Source organism: Burkholderia savannae (assembly GCF_001524445.2).
GTDB lineage: Bacteria > Pseudomonadota > Gammaproteobacteria > Burkholderiales > Burkholderiaceae > Burkholderia > Burkholderia savannae.
This window is the reverse complement of record NZ_CP013417.1, coordinates 2,976,202-2,999,772: the sequence shown is the minus strand read 5'-3', so window position 1 is coordinate 2,999,772 and position 23,571 is coordinate 2,976,202. Positions and strand designations below refer to the sequence as shown.

Genomic DNA, 23,571 nt, shown 5'->3' with positions numbered 1-23,571 from the left:
CGATCCAAGCTACCGGACGCGGATCCCGGATGCGACCGCGGGGAGCAGCTCGGTACGGCCACCCAGTTCATGCACTTCCTCAAGCGCCAAGGCGACAGAGCAAACTCTATGGCGCAATCGTCGAACTACATCAGCGTCCGCAAATGCTGAGGACCAAGCGTTCGGCCTATTCGATTAGATGGCGGGTTACGGTGTGTAACCGACGTTTGAACGTCCGAGAGCCGACGCATGTGAACGGCGGCTCATGGCAGAACTGAGTCAGATGATCTGACGCTGTCTGCTTGATCTAGTCCAGCCTTATACAGCTTAGCTAATAGAGGCTGAGTATCAGCGACGGTAACACGGGCCAACGGCTATCTCAATTTAGACATAATCGACGGCGAGTCCGACAAGGAATGGGCTCGGGAGGCGATGGTGGCAATGGAAATAGGACGAATTGCCGTCAATATCAATCGATTCGGCAAACTCTCACTCGATTGAGCCTAGGATGCGGGTCAATCCCCTTTGCGGCTCGCAATCAGCGCGACATTGCGCTACTGCCTATCGTCCTCAGCCGCTGACATCACACGGAACGTCACGGAACCAAGCCGCACGACAAGGGATACAAAGCGTCGTCACGTCACAAGCCGCTTACGCGACGAGCACCGAAACAGTGCTTTTAGGGGCATACCCCTTTCGTTATAATTACATCCTTGTCGGCACTCAGACGAACGCCTGCGGCCCTTATGGGCTGTACGTTTCGGACGGAGGATGCGGAAAAGCTTGGGTCAAGCAGACTGCGCCAAGCCGACAGAAGGGTGCCGGGGGCGTGCTACCAACACAACCCCCGGCGATTTTTTGGCTTGGGAGCCTGTTCCGTGGAGGGAACAACACAGCTATCACATCTTTGTGGAAGATAGTGAAGCACTGTAGTCGATGCGAACAATAAGGGGGGTGGCGCGCCGCGTCAAGCCCCTACGCGCGCCACGCGTGGATTTTCATCGCCTATGCTTTTGCGATAGTGCTGTGATTTTATACAGCACCTTCGCCGTACCCCCTCTCGGAACAGGCCGTTTTCTAGGTGGAAAATGGCTTTCAAACTGCTTCGTCTGATCGGCGTCCTCGATACTGTCGGCGTCAAGAAAACAACGCTGTATCGGTGGATTCGCGAAGGCACGTTTCCAGCGCCCGTCCAGTTGGGTGCCAGGAGCGTCGGCTGGCGCGCCACAGACGTCCAGCAATGGGTCGAATCCCGTCAGTCCACGCGGGGGGAAGTATGAGCGCGCCCGCCCTCATGATCGATCGCGGCGGTCCCTATGGTCGCGCCATGTGCGCGGCCGTCACGGCCCGCGACGCTGCATTCGTGCGCTGCCGCGACGCCCGACTCCGCAAGCTCGCCGGAATCCTCGATGACATCGAGGGGCGTTTCTGGAATCGTGGCGACGACGCTGGCAAGCTCGTTGCGATTGCCGTCATGCTTGCCTCGACACTCGCGCTCGAAGCCCCGCGTCTGACGACAAAGCAACTTGGCTCCGCTTGCGAGAAGTTCGTCCAGGCGATCACCACTGCCGAACAGGATTCGGCGAACTATCGCCGTCGACAGTATCGACATCTGCGGAAAGCCTATCGTGCGCTTTACAACGACATCGATGCGCAGTGCACAGACGTGACGCGCCGCTTGGAAGTAAGCGCCATGCTGCGAGGCGTCGCGCTCGGCCAGTCACTAGCGCAGGGCAGCTCGCAACTGGATATCGAACAGCTCAAGCTGGCAACGGCCGTGCTCAAGGGGGAGGCTGCCTGATGCTCGCCCAAAGTCACTTTGTATCCGGCAATGCGCAGCGAGGGGCGTCGCGATTTGCGTCGTCTTGCGCCGCGCGGTATCCTGTGCGTGTCGCTGAAACAGCAGCGTCCGGGCGTGGAAACCCGCTTTCACAAAGGCGCACGACGGCGCGAGCCGTTTTTTTTCGTGCGTTCGCCTTCGCGCGCCTTCTTCCATGGCGGGCCTTGGTCAATGGGCCAGCTTCGGCTGGGCCGCTTTCCTTTGTGAGCGGTTTTCCACCCCAAAAGCCTTGCGCCCGCCACCTCTCATGTGGAAATGAGTCGGCGGGCCTCCCAATTGCACACAAAGGAGGCCGCACCTTGCGCCAGTCCACGCACGCCCATACCAGGCAATCCCAAGTCATCCAGTCGATTGTCCGACGCGCCTTGCGCGACGCAGCAACGGCTGACACGTACCAGTCCGCACTTGATGCAACCGGTGCAGCGCTGGCCGCCATCGCTGCACTCGTCCGTGCGGAGGTGCGACATGGCTGATCAGCGCCTGCTGCACGAATCCTCCATGATCGCCCTGTGTGCGGCCGATCAATTCGCCAATCTCGAAGCCTTGTTCGACGCCATTCGTCAGCATCTTGACGAGTTCACTTACGAGCGTTCGCTCGTCGAAATGGGCCGCGACGTGGCGAGCCAGTACTCGGCCAGCATGCGTCGCCTGTCGAAGCCGGAGGTGAACCATGTCTGAGCAACGCATCCGCACCGCCGTTGTTGACGGATTCGACAACGCCCCGCCGCTGGATACCGGCGCACCGATCGAGCTGCAATTCGCCGTCGACCTGGGCGCGATCTGCGCCGACGCATGGCTTGACCTGAAAGGCGACGTGCGGCTGCACGACTACGCGGCGCATCAAGCCGCCGCGTTCGCGCGCGGCATGGAGGCCTCCATGCAGGACGCGGGCGACGTCGACGCGCACCGCGTGACGATCAGCCGCCAAGCGTTTGCAGCCGGCCTCATGGGGCGCGTGCAACAGCACCTGTTCGCGGCGCTCGGCCTCGTCACGCGCGAACCGCGCACGACGCACTGAGGGGCAGTCATGGCAAAGACGAACAAGAATGCCGTGCAACCGCTCGCGTCGCACTTCGTGGCCGAGGTGAACCGGCCGGACGGCAACCGCATCGGCACGCGCATCAGTGACGCGATGGAGCTGCTGGACAGCCTGCAATGGGCGGCACACAAGGCCATGTCCGATGACGACTACTGGCTTGTGCTGAGCCTGTTTCGCGCGTCCCTGCCGTCGATCGGTGCGGCGCTGGAGGCGGCCAACGACGCCCTTGGCGAGTCGCGGCTCGGCCGCTACGTCTACAGCAACGACGTCACGGCCGGCGGTGCGGTTCTGTCGGTGCCTCGCGCGGCTGGCTAAGACCCGCCGCTAGGCATCGTCGAATCATTCAATTCTTCGCGCGTCGGGTAGCTGCTTGTCCGATATGGAGTACTAATCGGCAGTCGACCGACGCGCGTCCAGTGGGAACCTATGAGTAACGCACCCATGTCCGAATTCGAGCGGGCGAGAGTCGCGCTCGGCTATGTTCCGCCCGACGACCGCGACACGTGGCGTCAGGTGGGGATGGCGCTCAAGGCCGAGTTTGGCGAGGAGGGCTTCGCCCTCTGGAACGAATGGAGCCAAGGCGCGCAGAACTACAACGGCAAGGACGCACGCGATGTGTGGAAGTCGTTCAAGGGCGGCAAGATCACCATCAACACGCTTTTTCACCTCGCCAAGCTTGGCGGCTTCGATCCGCGTGCGCATCGAGCGAAGCCGGTCGATCCAGCGGAGCGCGAGCGGCAGAAGGCCGAGCGCGCGGCCCGCGAAGCGGCCGAACTGGCCGCGCTGACCGAGAAACAGCAAGCCGCGTCGGCGCTCGCTGAATCGATCTGGTCGGCGGCCGAGCCTGCGCCGGCCGATCATCCGTATCTCGTTCGCAAGCGCATCCCGGTCGACGCGCTGCGCGTCTATCGCGGCGGCTTGTGCATCGGCACGGCCGCGTGCGACAGCGCACTCGTCATCCCGGCGCGTGATGCGGACGGCAAGCTGTGGACGCTGGAGTTCGTCCTGACGGACGGCCAGAAACGCTATCTGCCGAACGGCCGCAAGGCGGGCTGCTTCTCGCTGATCGGCGGTCCGCTATCTTCCGCGCCGTCCACGCTGCTGATTGGCGAGGGTTACGCCACGTGCGCGACGCTCGCGGCCGCGACGGGCTATCCGGCCGCCGTCGCGTTCGACGCCGGCAACCTGCACGCCGTGGCGACGGCGCTGCGCGGCCAGTATCCGGACGCCAGCATCGTCGTGTGCGCCGATGACGACCACACGACGAAGGGCAATCCGGGCGTGACGAAGGCCCGCGCGGCGGCCGAGGCCGTCGCCGGTATCGTCGCCGTGCCACACTTCGGTCCGAACCGCCCGGCGGCCGGCACCGACTTCAACGACCTGGCTGCGCACGTCGGCCCGGATGCGGTGGCCGCCGCCGTGCGCGCTGCGCTCGCGCCGATCGGCTCGTCGGATGCCGGCAAGAGCAAGGTTGCTCCAGCGGCCGCGAAGCCCGCCAAGCGCCCGAAAACGGCCCGTGCGCAGGACGGCAAGTCGCGGTTCGTCGTCGACGACAAGGGCGTGTGGTTTCACGGCTTCAACAATCAGGGCGATCCACTCCCGCCGCATTGGGTCAGCACGCGTATCGACGTGATCGCTGAGACGCGAAACGAGATGAACAGCGAGTGGGGCTACCTGCTCGAATTCACGGACCGCGACGGCATCCTGAAACGATGGGCGGTACCGGCCGGCCTCTTTGCCGGCGACGGCACGGAGCTGCGCCGCATGCTGCTCGATATGGGCGTGAAGCTCGGCGTCACGCAGATCGCCCGCACGCAGATCGCGAACTATGTGCAGATGGCGCAGCCGGACGAGCGCGTGCGCTGCGTGCCGCGCGTCGGCTGGTATCACGGCGCGTTCGTGCTGCCCGATCGCGTCATCGGCACCGGCAAAGAGGCGCTGATCTATCAGGCCGACACGCCGATCCAGAGCCAGTTCAAAGAGCGCGGCACGCTGGACGACTGGCAACGCGAGGTCGCGGCCTACTGCGTCGGCAATAGCAGGCTGCTGTTCTGCGTCGCTACCGCCTTCGCTGGTCCGCTGCTGCACTTCTCCGGGCTTCAGTCGGGCGGCTTTCACCTGCTCGGCACGACGTCGAAAGGCAAGTCGACGGGCGGCGTCATCGCCGCGTCCGTGTTCGGCTCGCCGGATTACGTGCGGAGCTGGAAGGCGACCGACAACGCGCTCGAAGCCGTCGCCACGCAGCATAGCGACGCGCTGCTGATCCTCGATGAAATCGGGCAGGTCGAGCCGCGCCTGGTCGGCGATGTGATCTACATGCTCGCGAACGAGTCGGGCAAGGCCCGTGCGTCGCGGAGCGGCTCGGCAAAGCCGGTTCTCACGTGGCGGCTGCTGTTCCTGTCGAACGGCGAAAAGAGCGTGTCCGCGCTGATGGCCGAGGGCAACAAACCCATGAAAGGCGGTATCGAAGTGCGCTTGCCCGCGATCCCAGCCGAGGTTGGCGAAATGGGCGTCGTGGAGAAACTGCACGGCTTCCCGACGCCGGCCGCGCTGATCGAGCATCTAGAGCGGCACGCCGGCATGCACTACGGCACGGCCGGCCCCGCGTTCATCGAGTGGGCCTCGTCGCAGGCCGGCGAGCTGGCCGAGCATCTGCGCGTGCGCGTCGACGAGCTGGTCGGGCAATGGGTGCCGGATGGCTCGCATTCGCAGGTTGCCCGCGTCGCGAAGCGGTTCTGCCTCGTTGCGGTGGCCGGCGAGCTAGCGACGGCGCACGGGCTGACCGGCTGGCCGCAGGGCGAAGCGGTCGAGGCCGCCCGTCGCTGCTTCGAAGGCTGGCTCGAATTGCGCGGCGGCACGGGTAATTCAGACGAAGCGGATGCGGTGCGACAGGTGCTGCACTTCCTCGTCGCACACGGCGACAACCGTTTCGTGTGGATGAACCGGGCGCAGGACGACCATCGGCCGAACGCGCCGCACCGTGCGGGCTGGAAACGACTCGTGAAACACGACAAGAGCAGCGTCGCCATTGAGTCGGATCAAGCGTATTACGCCGAGTTCGGCGAGAAGATGAGCGCCGAAGACGCGGAAAGCGTCGAGACGGAATACCTGATCGAATCAACCGTGTTTCGCAAGGAGGTGTGTGCCGGCTACGATCATCGGATCGTCGAGAAGGCATTGATGAAGCGGGGCGTGTTGATGCCGCGCAGCGATGGGCGTCCGTATCGACAAGAACATATCCCCGGCATGACAAAGCGGCTCATGGTCTATCGCGTCTTGCCGTCCATCTTCTCACTCGAAATCTGAGTTGCACCGCTGCCGTCCGGGAGGGCGGTGGCGGACATCCCTTTGCGCGGCATTTTTCGCCCGCGCGTCAAAGTTACTTTGAGCGATACGCGCCAGATGGAACTGGGCGGGCGGTTGCCGCGACTCTTGCGTGGGATGTAACAATCCGGGTTGGTTTATCTCCAGTATCTCCAGCGCTCTCCAAATCGTTTGGAGACACACGAAGCCTTACCCCATAAGGCTTTGCGGCCGATTCAGGCGTTTATCTCCAACTCTCCAACTCATTTTGCATCGACCGGACAGGCGTCGACCGTCTGCTTCTACCGCGAGGCCAGACGGGGCGCGGCTCTCCGGGATTCGACGGGCATCAGAAGCGCGTTTTCGAGGGGGGTGTCCGCGATGCGCCCCGATCGGGCATTGTTGCGCCGGCGGCAAATGTCGGGGCGGCCGGAAAGCGGGGGACCCTGCGTCCAGGGCAAAGACGCGGGGGCTCACACCCGCGTCTTTTCTCTACTGACGGCAAACATAGGGGGGGCACATAATAATAAGGGGCCAAATCATCGGCTTGCCTTATGCCTAGGCCGTGTCTGTTTTACTGGTGGGAGACGCACGGAAGGGGGTCATACTCGCAGCGGCACGGGTCTATCTTGCCGCCGCGATCGGAATGATTTCTGCCCCGGCTTTGAGCTTGTCGAGGTAGTCCGCCCACTGTTGCATCATCGAGCGTCGTGCCTTGATGAACTTTGTTCGGTTGTACGCCCGCCCAAGGCTGTCAGGGACCGTATGCGCTAGTTGGTGCTCGATCACTTCCGGCTTTTCTTCCAGCTCTTCATGCAGGATCGTCCGTGCCATTGCCCGGAAGCCGTGACCGGTAATCTCGGTGCGAGTGTCGTAGCCGAGCCGGCGAAGGGCTGCATTGATAGCGGCCTCGCTCATCGGCCGATTTCGGTCGCGAGCACCGGGGAACACGTAGACGCCTTCGCCAGTCAGGGCGTGAAGCTCGCGCAAAATCGTGACAGCCTGCGCGGCCAGCGGAACAAGGTGATCCGTTTTCGTTTTGTTGACGAAATAGCGCCATTCGCCTTTGTCGAGGTCGAATTGTGCCCATTCTGCTTTCCGCAACTCGCCCGGCCTAACGAACAGCATGGGGGCTAGCTTGAGCGCGCAGAGAACCGGGAACGTGCCCGTGAAGCCGTCGAACGCGCGAAGCATCTCACCCACTTTCTCCGGCTCAGTGATAGAGGCAAAGTGTGTTGTCTGCGCGGGCGGGATTGCATCTACCAGATCGCGGGCCGGATCGGCCTTGCAGTGCCCCTCTTTGATGCCGTAGCGGAATACCCGGCTAATCTCGCTGCGGATGCGATGGGCGGTAAATCTGGCTCCACGCCCGTCTACGCGCTTCAGCACGACCAGTATCTCCGGGGCGTCGATTTCAGCGATAGGGCGCTTGCCCAGCCATGGGAATACATCGTTCTCCATGCGGGCGAGCGTCTTGGCATGCTGCGCTGGCTCCACGGTCGTCTTCCGCTCGTTCATCCAGCCGCGAGCGACAACCTCAAACGAATTGGCGGCTGCGAGCAGGCTGGCTCTTTTTTCCGCCTTCTTCGCTTCACCCGGATCGATGCCGGCAGCGAGCTTTTCACGGGCTTCGTCGCGCTTCTTCCGTGCGGTCGCCAATGTAACTTCCGGGTAGACGCCGAGCGAGTAGCGCTTTTCCTTGCCCCCAAATCGGTATTTGAGGCGCCACCACTTGCCCCCGCTCGGGGCGATTTCCAGATAGAGGCCGCCTCCGTCGAACAGGCGCACGGGCTTGTCGGCAGGCTTGGCGTTCCGGATGGCTGTATCGGTTAATGGCACGGGGGCAACTCCTGACAGGTAAGGCAATTTCGGATCGGTTGCCCCCAATGTTGCCCCCGCTTGCCCCCGGCTGTCTACGCACCACACGGCACTTTGCCGGAATGAAAAAACCCGCGAAGCCTTGTGCTGTCGCGGGTTTTGGGACTTCCGGGAATTTCCCGGAACTATGTCATGGTGCCCAGGGCCGGAATCGAACCGGCACGCCTTGCGGCGGGGGATTTTGAGTCCCCTGCGTCTACCAATTTCACCACCTGGGCAAACCTGCGCCGCGCATGCGATTGCGCGCGGCGGAAACGTGGATTATCACTGAAATTCCCCATGTGGGCAAGCATCCGGCTGACGGCGTCGCGCAGGTGTGCGGCTCAACGGCTCAACGGCTCAACGGCTCAACGGCTCAGGTAGACGAACGCACCGTGCGTCACGATCCCCATCACGCTCGCGCGCTGGTCGAGCCCGACGTGATCGGCGGCGCTCGTGTTGACGATGCCGTTCGGCACGACGAGCTCGTGCGCGCGTTCGAGCTCGGCGCGCAGCGCCGTGCGGAATGCCGGCGTGCCCGGCTGCGCGGTTTTCTGCGCGCGGCTGACCGCGTCCGCGAGGCGCGGGTAGACGCCCGCCGCGTCGCCCGCGAACTGCGTGACCGTGTCGCGCCCATACTTCGCCTCGTACGCGTCGACGAACGCGAGCGCCGCCTGCTTCGCCGGATGGTCGGCGGGCAGCGTGCGCGCGACGACGACGGGCTGCGTCGGAAACAGCGTGCCTTCGACGTCCTTGCCCCCGAGCCGCAGGAACTCGGGCGTCGCGATCCCGTGCGTCTGGTAGATCGGCCCTTTGTAGCCGCGCTCGATCAGCGTGCGCTGCGGCAGCACGGTCGGCGTGCCCGCGCCCGCGATCAGGATCGCGTCCGGCTTCGCCGCGATCAGCTTCAAGGCCTGGCCCGTCACGCTCGCGTCAGTGCGGTTGTAGCGCTCGGTCGCGACGATCTTCAGCTTGCGCAGCTCGGCCAAGCGCGTGAATTCGTCGAGCCAGCTGTCGCCGTAGCTGTCCGCGAAGCCGATGAAGCCGACCGTCTTCACGCCGTGGCTCGCCATGTGGCGGGTCAGCACGTCGGCCATCGCGCGGTCGCTCTGCGCCATCTTGAACGCCCACACGCGATTGCCCTGCTGCGGCTCGACGATCGATCCGGAGCCGATCAGCGTGATCATCGGCGTCTGCGCGGCGGCGACGGGATCGAGCGCGGCAAGCGCCGCCGGCGTGATGTTCGGCCCGACGACGACGTCGACCTTGTCCTCCGTCACGAGCTTGCGGATGTTGCGCACGGCGATGCCCGGGTCGGACGCGTCGTCGAGCACGATCACCCGCAGCTTCTGTCCGGCGATCGTTTTCGGCCACATCAGGATCGCGTTCTTGCTGGTCTGGCCGATCGTCGCGGCGGGGCCCGTCGTCGACAGATCCACGCCGACCGTCAGATCGGCGCGCGCCGCGGCGCTGACGAGCGCGAGCGCGGCGCACGCGGCCGCGCGGCGCAACAGGCGGGTTGGCTTCATCCCGAAAGTCTCCATGCCGGTTCGAGGCGGCGCGCGAGCGCGAAGCGCCGCCGCGCTTCGCCGCCCGCGCGCCGGGCGTCACAGCTCGTAGGTTTCGGCCTCGCCCTTGAGCGCGGTCTCGACGAGCTTGCGGTTGAGCGTCGGCGACAGCAGCTCGACGAGCGTATAGATGTAGCCGCGCAGATACGCACCCTGCTTGAGCGCGACGCGCGTCACGTTGCTGCCGAACAGGTGCCCGACCGGGATCGCGCGCAGATTGCGGTCGCGCTCCGGATTGAACGCGATGTCCGCCATGATGCCGACGCCGAGCCCGAGCTCGACGTAGGTCTTGATCACGTCAGCGTCGATCGCCTCGAGCACGATGTCGGGCGTGAGGCGGTGCAGCGCGAACGCCTGGTTGATCTTCTTGCGGCCGGCGAACGCGTCGTCGTACGTGATGAGCGGGAATTGCGCGAGATCGTCGAGCGACAGCGTCTTGCGCTCGAGGAGCGGGTGGTCGGCCGGCACGACGGCCGCGTGATGCCACTGGAAGCAGGGCAGCGACACGAGCTCCTTGTAGTCGGCGATCGCCTCCGTCGCGACCGCGAGATCCGCCTGATCGTGGATCACCATTTCGGCGACCTGCGTCGGGCTGCCTTGCAGGATCGACAGGTGGACCTTCGGGAAGCGCTTCTTGAACTCGGCGATCGCGGCGGGCAGCGAATAGCGGGCCTGCGTGTGCGTGGCCGCGATCGTCAGGTTGCCCTGGTCCTGCGCGGCGTAATCCTTTCCGACCCTTTTAAGGCTTTCGACCTCCTGGAGTATCCGCTCGACCGACGCCAGGATGATCCGCCCCGGCTCGGTCAGCGAGCGCACGCGCTTGCCGTGGCGCGTGAAGATTTCGACGCCGAGCTCGTCCTCGAGCTCGATGATGGCCTTCGAGACCCCCGGCTGCGACGTGTACAGCGCCTTCGCGGCTTCCGTGAGGTTGAAATTCTGGCGGACGGCCTCGCGCACGAAACGAAATTGGTGCAGGTTCATTTATAACCCTTCCGCATATCAACAGAATTTTTTAGTCGTTTGAAATATAAAGCGAGTTTATTACGATTGCCCCGTGTTTTTCAAATATGGATATCTGTAATCGTCATTTGCAAATGACCGGCCGGGCGGATGGCCGGCTCGGCGCGGGCGGTGCAGGATTCGGGCGCGGCGTGGCTAGGACGCCGCGCGGTCATATCGAGCAAACCCTGGGGTCCCCGAATGTACCAGTACGATCAGTACGATCAAACGATCGTCGACGAGCGCGTCGCGCAGTACCGCGACCAGGTCCGCCGCCGCTTGTCAGGAGAATTGAGCGAGGACGAGTTCCGTCCGCTGCGGCTGCAGAACGGCCTGTACATGCAGCGCCACGCGTACATGCACCGCATCGCGATTCCGTACGGCAATCTCCGTAGCGACCAGCTGCGCGTGCTCGCCCGCATCGCGCGCGAGCACGACCGCGGCTACGGCCACTTCTCGACGCGCTCGAACATCCAGTTCAACTGGGTGACGCTCGAGGACACGCCCGAGATCCTCGCGAAGCTCGCGTCGGTGCAGATGCACGCGATCCAGACGTCGGGCAACTGCATCCGCAACATCACCGCCGACCAGTTCGCGGGCGTGGCGCAGGACGAGGAGATCGATCCGCGTCCGTGGGCCGAGATCCTGCGCCAATGGTCGACGTTTCATCCCGAATTCGCGTGGCTGCCGCGCAAGTTCAAGATCGCGGTGTCCGGCTCGAAGGCCGACCGCGCGGCCGTGCAGATCCACGATCTCGGCGTCTACCTGAAGAGGAACGAGGCGGGCGAAGTGGTCGCGAGCATCCTCGCGGGCGGCGGCCTCGGCCGCACGCCGATCGTCGGCGCGATCATCCGCGAGAACCTGCCGTGGCAGCACCTCATCACGTATTGCGAGGCGGTGCTGCGCGTCTACAACCGCTACGGCCGCCGCGACAACCTGTACAAGGCGCGCATCAAGATCCTCGTGAAGGCGCTGTCGCCCGCGAAGTTCGCGCAGCAGGTCGAAGAGGAGTGGCAGCATCTGAAGGACGGCCCGTCGACGCTCACGCAGGAGGAGCTCGAGCGCGTGTCGCGGTACTTCGAGCCGCCCGTCTACGAGAAGCTCGCCGACACCGACGCGTCGTTCGAGCAGCATCTGCTCGAAAACCGCGCGTTCGCGCGCTGGGTCGAGCGCAACGTCGCGCCGCACAAGGTGCCGGGCTACGCGGCCGTCACGCTGTCGCTGAAGAACCACCGCGTCGCGCCCGGCGACGCGAGCGCCGAGCAGATGGAGCAGGTCGCCGACTGGGCCGACGCGTATTCGTTCGGCGAGCTGCGCGTGTCGCACGAGCAGAACCTGATTCTCGCGAACGTGAAGAAGCGTGACCTGTTCGCGGTGTGGGAGAAGGCGAAGGCGGCCGGTTTCGCGACGCCGAACGTCGGCCTCCTGACCGACATCATCGCCTGCCCGGGCGGCGATTTCTGCTCGCTCGCGAACGCGAAGTCGATTCCGATCGCGCTCGCGATCCAGCAGCGCTTCGACGATCTCGACTACGTGCACGACCTCGGCGACGTGTCGCTCAACATCTCGGGCTGCATGAACTCGTGCGGGCACCACCACGTCGGCAACATCGGCATTCTCGGCGTCGACAAGGACGGCGCCGAGTGGTACCAGGTGTCGCTCGGCGGCGAGCAGGGCACCGGCGCGGGCGGCGCGCGTCTCGGCCGCGTGATCGGCCCGTCGTTCTCCGCGGAGGAAGTGCCGGACGTGATCTCGAAGCTGATCGACACGTTCGTCGAGTCGCGCATCGACGGCGAGCGCTTCATCGACACGTACGATCGCATCGGCATCGCGCCGTTCAAGGAGCGCGTCTACGCGGCGCGCCAGACCGCGCACGCGTAACCCAGCGTAGAGGAATCAGCAGATGGCTTTGATTATCAAGAATCGCGAAGTGGCCGACGACGCCTGGCAAGTCGTGCGCGCGGCCGAAGACGGCGCGCTGCCCGCCGTCGACGCGCTGCCGGCCGGCAAGGTGCTCGTGCCGCTCGCGTTGTGGCAGGCCGGGCGCGACGCGCTCGTCGCCGCGAAGCGCAAGGACGAGCTCGGCGTGTGGCTCGCGCCCGACAGCGAACCCGCCGACCTCGCGCCGGATTTCGACCGCATCGCGGTGATTGGCGTCGAATTCCCGCGTTTCGCGGACGGCCGCGGCTACAGCATCGCGCGCCTGTTGCGCGAGCGCCACGGCTGGACGGGCGAGCTGCGCGCGATCGGCGACGTGCTGCGCGACCAGTTGCTCTACATGTCGCGCTGCGGCTTCGATGCGTTCGCGGTGCGCGCGGACAAGGACATCCGCGACGCGCTGAACGCGTTCGGCGAGTTCTCGCAGCGCTACCAGGGCGCATTCGACGAGCCGGCGCCGCTGTTCCGCCGCCGCGCCGCGGCGGCCGACGCGAAGGTGAGCGCATGAGCGCCGCCGACGCCACGACGCTGCCCCCGGCGCTCGCCGCGAAGATCGAACGGCTCGACGCGCTGCTCGCGCAGATCGCCGAGCGCCATCCGAAGGTGAAGTTCGCGAGCAGCCTCGCGGCGGAAGACATGCTCGTCACGCACGCGATCCTGTCGAAGGGCGTGGCGATCGGCGTCTTCTCGCTGAACACGGGCCGCCTGCATGCGGAGACGCTCGACATGATCGAGCGCGTGCGCGAGCGCTACGGCTACGAGATCGAGCAGTTCCATCCGCGGCAGGACGCGGTCGACGCGTACGTCGCCGACCACGGCCTGAATGCGTTCTACGAGAGCGTCGAGCTGCGCAAAGCGTGCTGCAACATCCGCAAGGTCGAGCCGCTGAACCGCGCGCTCGCGGACGTCGACGCATGGGTAACCGGCCAGCGGCGCGAGCAGTCGGTCACGCGCGCGGAGCTGCACGAGCAAGAGCAGGACGACGCGCGCGGGATCGCGAAGTACAACCCGCTCGCCGACTGGACGGAAAGCGACGTGTGGGCGTACCTTACGGCGTTTGACGTGCCGGTGAACCCGCTGCATGCGCGCGGCTACCCGAGCATCGGCTGCGAGCCGTGCACGCGCGCGATCCGCCCCGGCGAGGACAGCCGCGCGGGCCGCTGGTGGTGGGAGTCGCGCGATACGAAGGAGTGCGGGCTGCACATTTCGATCACGCCGATTCCGGCGAGCGCCGAGGCCGGCGCCGCGCACTGAGCACCTTACAAAATACTGATATTGCGCCGCCCGCGACTGCGGGCGGCCCAAACCCGGAAGAGAGAAGGACTGAAATCATGAGCACGACGCTCGAGCAATCCGCCGTTGCCCCGCCCGCCGGTGACGCCGCCCGCATGGGCCATCTCGACTGGCTCGAGGCCGAGTCGATCCACATCCTGCGCGAGCTCGTCGCCGAATGCAGCAAGCCGGCGCTGCTGTTCTCGGGCGGCAAGGATTCGGTCGTCGTGCTGCACCTCGCGCTGAAGGCGTTCGGGCTCGGCGCGAACCGCAAGACGGCGCTGCCGTTCCCGCTCGTGCACATCGACACGGGCCACAACTACGGCGAAGTGATCGACTTCCGCGATCGCCGCGCGCAGGAGATCGGCGCCGAGCTCGTGGTCGGCCATGTCGAGGATTCGATCAAGCGCGGCACCGTCGTGCTGCGCCGCGAAACCGATTCGCGCAACGCCGCGCAGGCCGTCACGCTGCTCGAGACGATCGAGCAGCACGGTTTCACCGCGATGATCGGCGGCGCGCGCCGCGACGAGGAGAAAGCGCGCGCGAAGGAGCGGATCTTCTCGTTCCGCGACGAATTCGGCCAATGGGACCCGAAGGCGCAGCGCCCGGAACTGTGGAGCCTCTACAACGCACGCCTGCACAAGGGCGAGCACCTGCGCGTGTTCCCGATCTCGAACTGGACCGAGCTCGACGTGTGGCAGTACATCGCGCGCGAGAAGCTCGAGCTGCCGTCGATCTACTACGCGCACCAGCGCGAGATCGTGCGCCGCAACGGCCTGCTCGTGCCCGTTACGCCGCTCACGCCGATGCGCGAGGGCGAGACGAGCGAAATCGCTCAAGTGCGCTTCCGCACGGTCGGCGACATTTCGTGCACGTGCCCGGTCGAGAGCGACGCGGACGACGTCGAGAAGATCATCGCCGAGACGGCCGTGACCGAGATCACCGAGCGCGGCGCGACCCGGATGGACGACCAGACGTCCGAGGCCGCGATGGAGCAGCGCAAGAAGCAGGGCTATTTCTGACGCACGCGAGGACATCCACATCATGAGCATCATCGAGAACAACGAAGACCTCGGCGTGCTGCGCTTCATCACCGCGGGCAGCGTCGACGACGGCAAGAGCACGCTGATCGGCCGCCTGCTGTACGACAGCAAGGCCGTGCTGTCCGACCAGCTTTCCGCGCTGTCGCGCGCGAAGAACAAGCGCACGGTGGGCGACGAGCTCGACCTCGCGCTCCTGACCGACGGGCTGGAAGCCGAGCGCGAGCAGGGCATCACGATCGACGTCGCGTACCGCTATTTCGCGACCGCGAAGCGCAAGTTCATCATCGCCGACACGCCGGGCCACGAGCAGTACACGCGCAACATGGTGACGGGCGCGTCGACGGCGCACGCGGCGATCATCCTGATCGACGCGACGCGCGTGACGTTCGAGGGCGGCCTCGCGCAGTTGCTGCCGCAGACCAAGCGCCACAGCGCGATCGTCAAGCTGCTCGACCTGCAGCACGTGATCGTCGCGATCAACAAGATGGATCTCGTCGACTACAGCGAAACGCGCTTCAACGAAATTCGCGACGCGTACGTGAAGCTCGCGCAGCAGCTCGGCCTGACCGACGTGCGCTTCGTGCCGGTGTCGGCGCTGAAGGGCGACAACATCGTCGCGGCGAGCGAGCGCATGCCGTGGTACGCGGACGAGCCGCTCCTGAACGTGCTCGAGGCGCTGCCCGTCGAGACGCAGGCGCACGACGCGCTGCGCTTCCCGGTGCAGTGGGTCGCGCGCCAGGACGGCAGCTCGGCCGACGATTTCCGCGGTTACATGGGCCGCATCGAAGCGGGCGAGGTGAAGGTGGGCGACGAGATCGTCGTGCTGCCGTCGAACCGCACGGCGACGATCGCCGAGATCGTCGCGCCGGTGCCGGGCGGCACGGCGGCGGTCGAGCGCGCGTTCGCGGGCCAGACGGTGACGATCCGCCTCGCGGAGGACGTCGACGTGTCGCGCGGCGACACGTTCGTGCCGCGCGGCGAGAGCGTGGAGCCGGCGAAGAAGCTCGAAGCGGATCTCTGCTGGTTCGACGACGCGCCGCTTTCGCCGCAACGCAAGTATTTGCTGAAGCAGACGACGAGCACCGTCTTCGCGAAGATCGGCGCGGTCAAGCAGGTGCTCGACGTGCACACGCTGTCGCACGCGACCGACCGCCACGACCTGAAGATGAACGACATCGGCCGCGTCGCGCTGACGCTGCAAAAGCCGATCGTCTGCGACACGTACGACGCGCATCCGGGCACGGGCGCGTTCGTGTTGATCGACGAGGCGACCCATCACACGGTCGCAGCGGGTATGATTCGTGCGTTTTCCGCGTGACGTCGCGCGCCGCATCGGCGGTGCCCGCCGGCACGTGCGCACGAAGGGGATCGATGCAAATGGGTAAGGTGTATCTGATCGGCGCAGGGCCGGGCGCGGCGGACCTCATCACGGTGCGCGGCGCGCGCCTGCTTGCCGGCGCCGACGTCGTGCTGCACGACGCGCTCGTCGAGCCGGCGATGCTCGACTATGCGCCGCGCGCGCGCAAGATCGCGGTCGGCAAGCGCTGCGGGCAGCGCTCGAGCGCGCAGCACTTCATCAACAAGCAGATCGTCGACGCGGCGCGCGAGCACGCGGTCGTCGTGCGGCTGAAGGGCGGCGATCCGATGCTGTTCGGCCGCGCGGACGAGGAGATGCGCGCGCTCGAAGCGGCCGGCATCGATTACGAAGTGGTGCCGGGCATCACCGCGGCGCTCGCGAGCGCCGCCGCGCTCAAGCGTTCGCTGACGCTGCGCGGCGTGGCGCGCAGCGTCGCGTTCGCGACGAAAAGCCGCGCGCCGGGCAGCGACGAGATCCGCGAGCAGGTGAACGCGGATTCGCTCGTCTACTACATGGGCCGCGACAGCGCGCCCGGGATCGCGCAGCAGTTGATCGACGCGGGGCGCGCGCGCGCGACGCCGGTGGCGATCGTCGAGGCGTGCAGCACGCCGCGCGAGCGCACGCTCACGCTTACGCTCGCGGAGATGGCGGCGGGCGCGGCGCAGGCGTGGCTCGATCCGGCGCAGCCGAGCCTGTTGATGATCGGCGACGCATTCGCCGAGCGCGGGCGGCTCGCGGGCGACGCATCGGACGACGATGCGCGCAAGAACGGGATGCGCGACGCGGCCTGATCTCGGTCGCGGCTGCCGCGCGGCAACGATGCGCGATGCGCGATGCGCGATGCGCGATGCGCGATGCGCGATGCGCGATGCGCGATGCGCGATGCGCGATGCGCGATGCGCGTAGACTCGTCTGCCGGGTGCTTCGTTCCGCCCGGCGACGCAAGTCTCTGCATGATCCACCCGCTCGCCGGCCGCAGGCGAGGCCGCGAAGAAGCCGGCCTCGTCGGCGACGCACAACCGACGACTTCGCCCGGCTACTCGTTCCGATTCGGCGCCATGTCGGCCGCGGCCGACGCCATGCGGGCCGCGGGCCGCCAGCCGATCAGTTTCGCGAGGAAATCCCACGCCATCAGCAGCGCGCCGATCGTGAACACGACGTCGCCGGGCAGGCGCATCCTGTCGGGATCGTCAGGGGGCGGCGAACGCATCAACGTCCGTCGACGGCGAACGGAACGTCGAGCCGGCATCCGAATCGATTCGGATGCGCGAACGGAGCTTGAGCGGCTTGCCCGCTGTCAAGCGGCGTTGCGGGTATCCGCCATGCGGCGGCTCGGTGATCAGGTTGGCCGGCGCATTGCCGCCACCGTGGCGTCGGTCGCCGCGTCTGAACGGGAAAGGCGGTCAGGGCGCGCGGTCGGCGCTTTGCTGCAGGCAATATCCGACGATCGCATCGAGCACCGCATCGTCCTCGCCGACCGCCGTCGCGCAGCGAATGTCGATTGCCGGATGCGCGGCGCGGCACGCGTCGATCAGTTGCGGCAGATCGCGGCGAACGTGGCCGCCCTGGCCGAAGAACACCGGGATCACGGTGATCGCGCCGCAGCCTTGCGCGGCGAGCTCGGCCGTCGCGGCGACGAGCGACGGCTCCATCAATTCGAGAAACGCGAGCACGACGGGCGCATCGGCGCCGCGCGCCGCGCGCAGCTTCGCCGCGAGGCGCTCGAACGGCTCGGCCCAGCGCGCGTCGCGCGCGCCGTGGCCGAACAGGACGATTCCGTGTTTGTTCATCGTGTTCATCGCGCTCTCCGATGACGACGCATGCGCGCGCTCAGTGCCGGTCGACCCACTTCAGCGCGAAGAGGCCGAGCGCGAGATAGATGCAGCCGGGCAGGGCGGCCGTCAGCGGCGCGGGCCACGTGTTCAACGTGCCGATGTGCGAGAACAGCGTGTTGAAGAGCTGGAAGCTCATCCCGAGCATGATCCCGCCGAACACCTTCACGCCCACGACGCCCGCGCGCGTGTGCAGATACGCGAACGGCAGCGACAGCACGAGCATCACGAACACCGCGAACGGATACAGCAGCTTGCGCCAAAGCGCGATGTCGTAGCGCTGCGTGTCCTGCTGGTTTTCCTTCAGGTGCTGAATGTAGCGGAACAGGTTGAAGAGCGACATCCGCTCGGGCGACACGAGCAGCACCGACAGGATCTGCGGCGTCAGGTCCGAGCGCAGCGAATACTGCGGCAGCGTGACCTGCTGCGCGCGGTAGACGGGGTTCAGCGCATCGGCCGGCTGGCCGCCGCCGGCGCCCGGCAGGTTCGTGAGCTGCGTGTCGGTGACGTCCGTCAGCAGCCAGTGGCCGGGCGGCTGATAGCGGCCGCTCTTCGCGATCCGCACGTTCTGCAGGTTGAACTTCGAATCGAACTCGTAGATCCGCACGTCGCGGATCGTCGAATCGGGCGACAGCTGGCCGACGTTGACGAAGCGCGTGACGGGCTCGCCGTTGTCGCGCGCGGTCAGCGTGTCCTTCACCCAGACGCCCGACGCGAAGTTCGTCGACACCGACGAGCCGAGCGCCTCGAGCCGCACGCGCTCGGACAATTGATCCGAATACGGGCCGATGAATTCGCCGATCAGATAGGTCGCGATGACGATGGGCACGCCGATCTTCAGGAGCGAGCGCAGCGCCTGGTTCGTCGCGAGGCCGGACACGCGGAAGATCGTGAATTCCGAGTTCGCGGCCATCTGCGCGAACACGTAGATCGAGCTGATCAGCGCCGCGACCGGGATGATTTCGTAGAAGCGCGACGGCGCCTGTAGCGCGACGCGCAGCACCGCGTAGCCGAACTTGTAGTTGCCGTGGCCGACCGAGTTCAGCTCGCTGATCAGGTCGAAGAAGAAGAACAGTCCGGAGAACGCGAACAGCACGAAGATGAACGTGACGTAGATCTGCCGCGCGAAGTATCTCTCGTAGAGGCGCATCGGTCAGGCTCCCTGCGAGCGGCCGAGCGAGGCGCGCGAGAACAGTGGCCGGTTGCGCACGCGCAGCCAGAACAGGAACGCGACGACGCCGGCGGCCACGACGTGCAGCCCGACGAGCCCGACGCCGAACGGGATCTTGCCCCGTTCCATTTGCGACTGGACGACGTTCAGCAGATTCGAATAGGTGAGGTAGATCAGCACGGCCATCACGAGGTTCACCGTGCGGCCGCGGCGCGGGTTCTGGTACGCGAGCGGGATCGCGAGGATCATCAGGTTGATCGCGATGAGCGGCAGCCCCGCGCGCCACGCGAATTCGGCGAGGTTCTGGTTGGTCGGATTGCGCAGCAGGTCGGGCGTCGAGGTGCCCGTCGTGGTCGGCTGGCTGACGATCTGCTTGCTCTGGATCTTCACGCCGTAGCGCTCGAACTCCATGATCTTGAAGTTCGGCTGGCCGGGCACGCCGTCGTAGCGGCGGCCGTCCTCGAGCACGATGAAGCGGTCGCCGTTCTTCATCGTCTCGGTGTGGCCCGTCTGCGACACGACGACGTTCACCTTGCCGTGCTCGGTCGTCGTGACGAACACGTTCTGCACCTTCGCCTGGTCGGGCGACATCTTCTCGATGAAGAACACGCGATTGTTCGCGGCGGACTCGCGGAACTGGCCGGGCGCGAGGAGCGAGACTTCGTCGCGCTGCTGGAAGCGCGCCTTGATGAGCTTGCTCTGCTGGTTCGACCACGGCCAGCCGACGAACGCGAAGAAGGCGATGAGGAGCACGATCGGCGTCGCGAACACGCCGATCGGCTTGATGAGCCGCGTGAGGCTCACGCCGGACGCGAGCCAGACGACCATCTCGGAATCCTTGTACCAGCGCGTGAGCACGAACAGGATCGACACGAACAGCGTGCCGACGAGGATCATCGCGAGATAGCCGATCACGGTGAGGCCGATCAGGACCAGCACGTCCTTCGGGTTCACCTCGCCGGACGCGGCGTAGCCGACGATGCGAATCATCATCGACGTCAGCATGATCGTGAGCAGCACCATGAAGACGGCGCCGGCGGTGTACGCAAGCTCGCGCTGGAGGGAGCGTTCGAAGATCATTATTGATGCGAAGAGGGCGGGAAACAGCGCACGAGTGGGGGGCGCTCACGCCGCACGGGAAAAATAGCGGATAATTGCGGCTTTCATCCTTAGCCCAGATTTTATCCGAGGACAAGCGCGATGGACTTTAGCATAAAAGGCTGTGATTGGAGCAAAGGCGCGGCGAAGGGTTTCCTGACGGGGAAATCCGACTGCATCGTGCTCGGCGTGTTCGAGGCGCAAACCTTGTCCGGCGCGGCGCTCGACATCGACGAAGCGACGAAGGGGCTCGTCTCTCGCGTGATCAAGGCGGGCGACATGGACGGCAAGCTCGGCAAGACCTTGTTTTTGCACGAGGTTTCCGGCATCGGCGCGTCGCGCGTGCTGCTCGTCGGCCTGGGCAAGCAGGATGCTTTCAGCCAGAAAGCCTACAACGACGCAGTCAAGGCCGCGTGGCGCGCGCTCCTCGGCACGAAAGTGGTCCAGATTACTTTCACGCTCGCGCAGCTGCCCGTGCCCGATCGCGCGTCCGACTGGGGCGTGCGCGCGGCGATTCTCGCGCTGCGCAACGAGACGTACAAGTTCACGCAGATGAAGAGCAAGCCGGACGCGAGCGCGCAGCCGCTCAAGCGCGTCGTGTTCAGCGTCGATCCGGCCGCCGACAAGGCGGCGAAGGTCGCCGCGAAGCAGGCCGTCGCGCTCGCGAACGGGATGGACCTGACGCGTGATCTCGGCAACCTGCCGGGCAACGTCTGTACGCCGAGCTATCTCGCGAACACCGCGAAGAAGCTCGCGAAGGACTGGGGCCTGAAGGCCGACGTGCTTGGCCTCAAGCAGATCCAGGCGCTCAAGATGGGCTCGTTCCTGTCGGTCGCGAAGGGCTCGGTCGAGCCGCCGCAATTCATCGTGCTGCAATACCAGGGGGCGGCCGCGAAGGCGGCGCCCGTCGTGCTCGTCGGCAAGGGCATCACGTTCGACTCGGGCGGCATTTCGCTCAAGCCGGGCGAGGGCATGGACGAGATGAAGTACGACATGTGCGGCGCGGGCTCGGTGCTCGGCACGATTCGCGCGGTCGCCGAAATGGGCCTGAAGCTCAACGTCGTCGCGATCGTGCCGACCTGCGAGAACATGCCGGCCGGCAACGCGAACAAGCCGGGCGACATCGTCACGAGCATGAAGGGCCTGACGATCGAGGTGCTCAACACCGACGCGGAAGGCCGCCTCATCCTGTGCGACGCGCTCACGTACGCGGAGCGCTTCAAGCCCGCCGCGGTGATCGACGTCGCGACGCTGACGGGCGCGTGCATCATCGCGCTCGGCCATCACAACACGGGCCTCTTCTCGAAGGACGACGCGCTCGCGGGCGAGCTGCTCGACGCGTCGCGCGAGGCGGGCGATCCGGCGTGGCGCCTGCCGCTCGACGACGAATACCAGGATCAGCTGAAGTCGAACTTCGCGGATCTCGCGAACATCGGCGGGCGTCCGGCCGGCAGCGTGACGGCCGCGTGCTTCCTGTCGCGCTTCGCGGAGAACTACCCGTGGGCGCACCTCGACATCGCCGGCACCGCGTGGAAGAGCGGCGCGGCGAAGGGCGCGACGGGCCGTCCCGTGCCGCTGCTCGCGCAGTTCCTGATCGATCGCGCCGGCGCGTGATGGCGCGGGGTTCGACGATCGGCGCGGCGGGGCGCGGCGAGCGATGACGCGCATCGACTTCCATACCAACGTCGGCGATTCGCTCGCGTACGCGTGCCGGCTGCTGCGCAAGGCGTATCAGGCGGGGCAGCCCGTCGTCGTGTGCGCGGAGCCCGCGCGGCTGCGCGCGCTCGACGAGCGGCTGTGGACGTTCTCGCCGCTCGATTTCATTCCGCATTGCGCGATCGACAACGCGCACGCGGCGACCACGCCGATCGTGCTGACCGCGGATCTCGAGCGCGCGTCGCATCATGGCATCCTGCTGAACCTGGGCGCGGACGTGCCGGCGCAGTTCGCGCGCTTCGAGCGGCTGCTCGAAGTGGTCGGCAACGCGCCCGACGAGCTCGCGGCCGGACGCGAGCGGTACCGGTTCTACCGCGACCGCGGCTACGCGCTCAACAACCACAAGCAGGGCGGCTAGCCCGCGCAGACGGAGGACAACCGTGGTCGAAGCCAACGAATCGTCGATTCCCGTGCTGACCGACGTGCTCGTGCCCGGCAACCCCGCGCTCGCGCGGCCGCCCGTCGCCGGGCGCGTGCAGGCGGACGCGGCGGCCGATGCGGCGGCTGATGCGGTGGCCGGTGCAGTGGCCGGTGCGGCGGGCACCGTGGAAGAGGCCCGCGCGGCCGAGCCCGCGGCGCGCGACGCGTCGCCGAGGCTCGTCGACGAGCTGCGCGCGCCGACGCACGTCGAGCCGCCGTTCGTGCCGACGCCGGATGCGCTCGCGGCCGAGCTGCCGACCGCGTATGCGGCGCCCGCGGCGTACGCCGACGAATTGCCAGCCGCGCATTTTGCGGCGGATCTCGCGCCGCCCGCTGCACTGCCGTCGTCGACGCCCGATGCGGCGCGCGCCGCGCCGCCGTATGCCGCGCCGTCGCTCGCCGCGGACCTCGAGGCGCGGCAGATCGCCGACCGGCTGAAGAGCCGGATGACCAACTATCTGACGGGCGAGGGGCGCGGCCTCATCGAGGCGCGATGCCGCGACGCGTTGCAGGACCATGCGGGCTGGCTCGTCGGCCAGATCGCGCGCGAAGTCGCGCTTGCGCTGGAAACCGAGGTGGCGGGCTGGGTAACGGAGGAAGTCGGCGCGGCGCTCGCCCGTCGCAACGAGCACGGCAACGGCAACGCCGCCGCATGACGGCGGGCCGGGGCGGCTCGTCGGCCGCGCTGCGCCGCACGGGGCGTGAGAGGCGGCGCGCAGGTGACGCGCTGCGTGCACCGCCATCGCGCAATCATGCGCGAGACGCCGTCGTCGGCGTCTTGTCTTTCCATGCGGCTTACTTGAGCGTCAGTACCCAGTGCGCGAGCGTGCCGGCCTCGGCGCTCGTCAATTGCGTGTTCGCGGGCATCGGCACGCCGCCCCACACGCCGACGCTGCCCTTGACGATCGTCTGAGCGAGATAGCCGGCGGCGTCGCCGCGCGCGGCGTACTTGTCGGCGATCGCGCGGAACGACGGCCCCATCAACGTCTTGTCGATCGCATGGCACGCCATGCAGTTCTTGCGTTGCGCGAGCGCGAGCCCGTCGGACTGCTGCGCATGCGCATTTGCGGCCGCGGCAACGAGCGCGATTGCCATCAGGCGCAAGGTCGTTCTCTTCATGCTGGTCTCCGCCGGCACAG

At 66.3% G+C, this 23,571-nt stretch carries 23 protein-coding genes and 1 tRNA gene; 15 read left to right on the top strand and 9 right to left on the bottom strand.

Features of this window, described 5'->3' with window-relative positions; all coding sequences use genetic code 11:
• Nucleotides 1-1,067 precede the first annotated feature (1,067 nt).
• The 6 genes from WS78_RS14800 (at nt 1,068) to WS78_RS14770 (ending at nt 6,164) form a co-directional block, all read left to right on the top strand.
• Nucleotides 1,068-1,259: a helix-turn-helix transcriptional regulator gene (locus WS78_RS14800; RefSeq protein WP_059608741.1), complete on the top strand. Its 192-nt coding sequence runs from the start codon at nt 1,068-1,070 to the stop codon at nt 1,257-1,259.
• Complete coding sequence (locus WS78_RS14795; RefSeq protein WP_059574799.1) at nt 1,256-1,780, top strand: hypothetical protein; 525 nt, start codon at nt 1,256-1,258, stop codon at nt 1,778-1,780. The genes WS78_RS14800 and WS78_RS14795 overlap by 4 nt, the downstream gene beginning before the upstream one ends.
• Before the next feature lie 504 nt (nt 1,781-2,284).
• Entirely contained in the window at nt 2,285-2,497 is a 213-nt protein-coding gene (locus WS78_RS14785) for a hypothetical protein (RefSeq protein WP_059574797.1), read from the top strand.
• On the top strand, nt 2,490-2,837 hold the full coding sequence (locus WS78_RS14780) for a hypothetical protein (RefSeq protein ID WP_059574795.1): 348 nt from the start codon (nt 2,490-2,492) through the stop codon (nt 2,835-2,837). The genes WS78_RS14785 and WS78_RS14780 overlap by 8 nt, the downstream gene beginning before the upstream one ends.
• Nucleotides 2,838-2,846: 9 nt before the next feature.
• The gene (locus WS78_RS14775) at nt 2,847-3,173 is read left to right on the top strand and encodes a hypothetical protein (protein WP_059574793.1); all 327 of its coding nucleotides are present in this window, start codon (nt 2,847-2,849) and stop codon (nt 3,171-3,173) included.
• A gap of 126 nt (nt 3,174-3,299) precedes the next feature.
• Nucleotides 3,300-6,164: a DUF927 domain-containing protein gene (locus WS78_RS14770; RefSeq protein ID WP_059574791.1), complete on the top strand. Its 2,865-nt coding sequence runs from the start codon at nt 3,300-3,302 to the stop codon at nt 6,162-6,164.
• 621 nt (nt 6,165-6,785) lie between these two features.
• On the opposite strand, the gene WS78_RS14765 is transcribed toward WS78_RS14770, so the two are convergent.
• The 4 genes from WS78_RS14765 to WS78_RS14745 all read right to left on the bottom strand — a co-directional run bounded on the left by WS78_RS14765 (nt 6,786) and on the right by WS78_RS14745 (nt 10,567).
• Complete coding sequence (locus WS78_RS14765; protein ID WP_059574790.1) at nt 6,786-8,000, bottom strand: tyrosine-type recombinase/integrase; 1,215 nt, start codon at nt 7,998-8,000, stop codon at nt 6,786-6,788.
• Nucleotides 8,001-8,172: 172 nt separating this feature from the next.
• A tRNA-Leu gene (locus WS78_RS14755) sits at nt 8,173-8,257 on the bottom strand.
• Between the two features lie 129 nt (nt 8,258-8,386).
• Complete coding sequence (locus WS78_RS14750; protein ID WP_059574853.1) at nt 8,387-9,547, bottom strand: ABC transporter substrate-binding protein; 1,161 nt, start codon at nt 9,545-9,547, stop codon at nt 8,387-8,389.
• Nucleotides 9,548-9,625: 78 nt separating this feature from the next.
• Nucleotides 9,626-10,567, bottom strand: a complete 942-nt coding sequence (locus WS78_RS14745) for a CysB family HTH-type transcriptional regulator (protein ID WP_038745226.1) — start codon at nt 10,565-10,567, stop codon at nt 9,626-9,628.
• A gap of 219 nt (nt 10,568-10,786) precedes the next feature.
• Here WS78_RS14745 and WS78_RS14740 point away from each other — a divergent pair, with 219 nt between their 5' ends.
• The 6 genes from WS78_RS14740 (at nt 10,787) to cobA (ending at nt 16,986) form a co-directional block, all read left to right on the top strand.
• A complete protein-coding gene (locus tag WS78_RS14740) occupies nt 10,787-12,466 on the top strand; it encodes a nitrite/sulfite reductase (RefSeq protein WP_038745224.1) in 1,680 nt (559 codons plus the stop codon).
• A 22-nt stretch (nt 12,467-12,488) separates the two neighbouring features.
• Nucleotides 12,489-13,031, top strand: coding sequence for a DUF934 domain-containing protein (locus WS78_RS14735; protein ID WP_059574788.1), 543 nt, complete (start codon nt 12,489-12,491; stop codon nt 13,029-13,031).
• Nucleotides 13,028-13,777: a phosphoadenylyl-sulfate reductase gene (locus tag WS78_RS14730; protein WP_059574786.1), complete on the top strand. Its 750-nt coding sequence runs from the start codon at nt 13,028-13,030 to the stop codon at nt 13,775-13,777. Before WS78_RS14735 ends, WS78_RS14730 begins: the two co-directional genes overlap by 4 nt.
• Before the next feature lie 77 nt (nt 13,778-13,854).
• The gene (cysD, locus tag WS78_RS14725) at nt 13,855-14,817 is read left to right on the top strand and encodes a sulfate adenylyltransferase subunit CysD (RefSeq protein WP_059574783.1); all 963 of its coding nucleotides are present in this window, start codon (nt 13,855-13,857) and stop codon (nt 14,815-14,817) included.
• Between the two features lie 22 nt (nt 14,818-14,839).
• A complete protein-coding gene (locus WS78_RS14720; RefSeq protein WP_038745217.1) occupies nt 14,840-16,156 on the top strand; it encodes a sulfate adenylyltransferase subunit 1 in 1,317 nt (438 codons plus the stop codon).
• A 59-nt stretch (nt 16,157-16,215) separates the two neighbouring features.
• A complete protein-coding gene (cobA, locus tag WS78_RS14715) occupies nt 16,216-16,986 on the top strand; it encodes a uroporphyrinogen-III C-methyltransferase (protein WP_038745307.1) in 771 nt (256 codons plus the stop codon).
• A 245-nt stretch (nt 16,987-17,231) separates the two neighbouring features.
• Here the strand turns inward: cobA and WS78_RS35910 are convergent, their stop codons facing one another.
• From WS78_RS35910 to lptF, 4 genes are all read right to left on the bottom strand, one after another.
• On the bottom strand, nt 17,232-17,405 hold the full coding sequence (locus WS78_RS35910; protein WP_156432263.1) for a hypothetical protein: 174 nt from the start codon (nt 17,403-17,405) through the stop codon (nt 17,232-17,234).
• A gap of 193 nt (nt 17,406-17,598) precedes the next feature.
• On the bottom strand, nt 17,599-17,985 hold the full coding sequence (locus WS78_RS14705) for a sirohydrochlorin chelatase (protein WP_038745305.1): 387 nt from the start codon (nt 17,983-17,985) through the stop codon (nt 17,599-17,601).
• Between the two features lie 40 nt (nt 17,986-18,025).
• On the bottom strand, nt 18,026-19,177 hold the full coding sequence (lptG, locus tag WS78_RS14700; RefSeq protein ID WP_038745215.1) for an LPS export ABC transporter permease LptG: 1,152 nt from the start codon (nt 19,175-19,177) through the stop codon (nt 18,026-18,028).
• A 3-nt stretch (nt 19,178-19,180) separates the two neighbouring features.
• Nucleotides 19,181-20,278, bottom strand: coding sequence for an LPS export ABC transporter permease LptF (gene lptF, locus WS78_RS14695; protein WP_038745214.1), 1,098 nt, complete (start codon nt 20,276-20,278; stop codon nt 19,181-19,183).
• A 120-nt stretch (nt 20,279-20,398) separates the two neighbouring features.
• Between lptF and WS78_RS14690 the strand changes: the two genes are divergently transcribed.
• The 3 genes from WS78_RS14690 to WS78_RS14680 are packed head-to-tail and all read left to right on the top strand — an operon-like array spanning nt 20,399 to nt 23,088.
• A complete protein-coding gene (locus WS78_RS14690; protein WP_038745212.1) occupies nt 20,399-21,910 on the top strand; it encodes a leucyl aminopeptidase in 1,512 nt (503 codons plus the stop codon).
• Nucleotides 21,911-21,953: 43 nt separating this feature from the next.
• Nucleotides 21,954-22,370: a DNA polymerase III subunit chi gene (locus tag WS78_RS14685; RefSeq protein WP_038745210.1), complete on the top strand. Its 417-nt coding sequence runs from the start codon at nt 21,954-21,956 to the stop codon at nt 22,368-22,370.
• 22 nt (nt 22,371-22,392) lie between these two features.
• Complete coding sequence (locus WS78_RS14680) at nt 22,393-23,088, top strand: DUF2486 family protein (protein WP_059574781.1); 696 nt, start codon at nt 22,393-22,395, stop codon at nt 23,086-23,088.
• Between the two features lie 139 nt (nt 23,089-23,227).
• Here the strand turns inward: WS78_RS14680 and WS78_RS14675 are convergent, their stop codons facing one another.
• Nucleotides 23,228-23,551, bottom strand: a complete 324-nt coding sequence (locus WS78_RS14675; RefSeq protein ID WP_038745303.1) for a c-type cytochrome — start codon at nt 23,549-23,551, stop codon at nt 23,228-23,230.
• Nucleotides 23,552-23,571 lie beyond the last annotated feature (20 nt).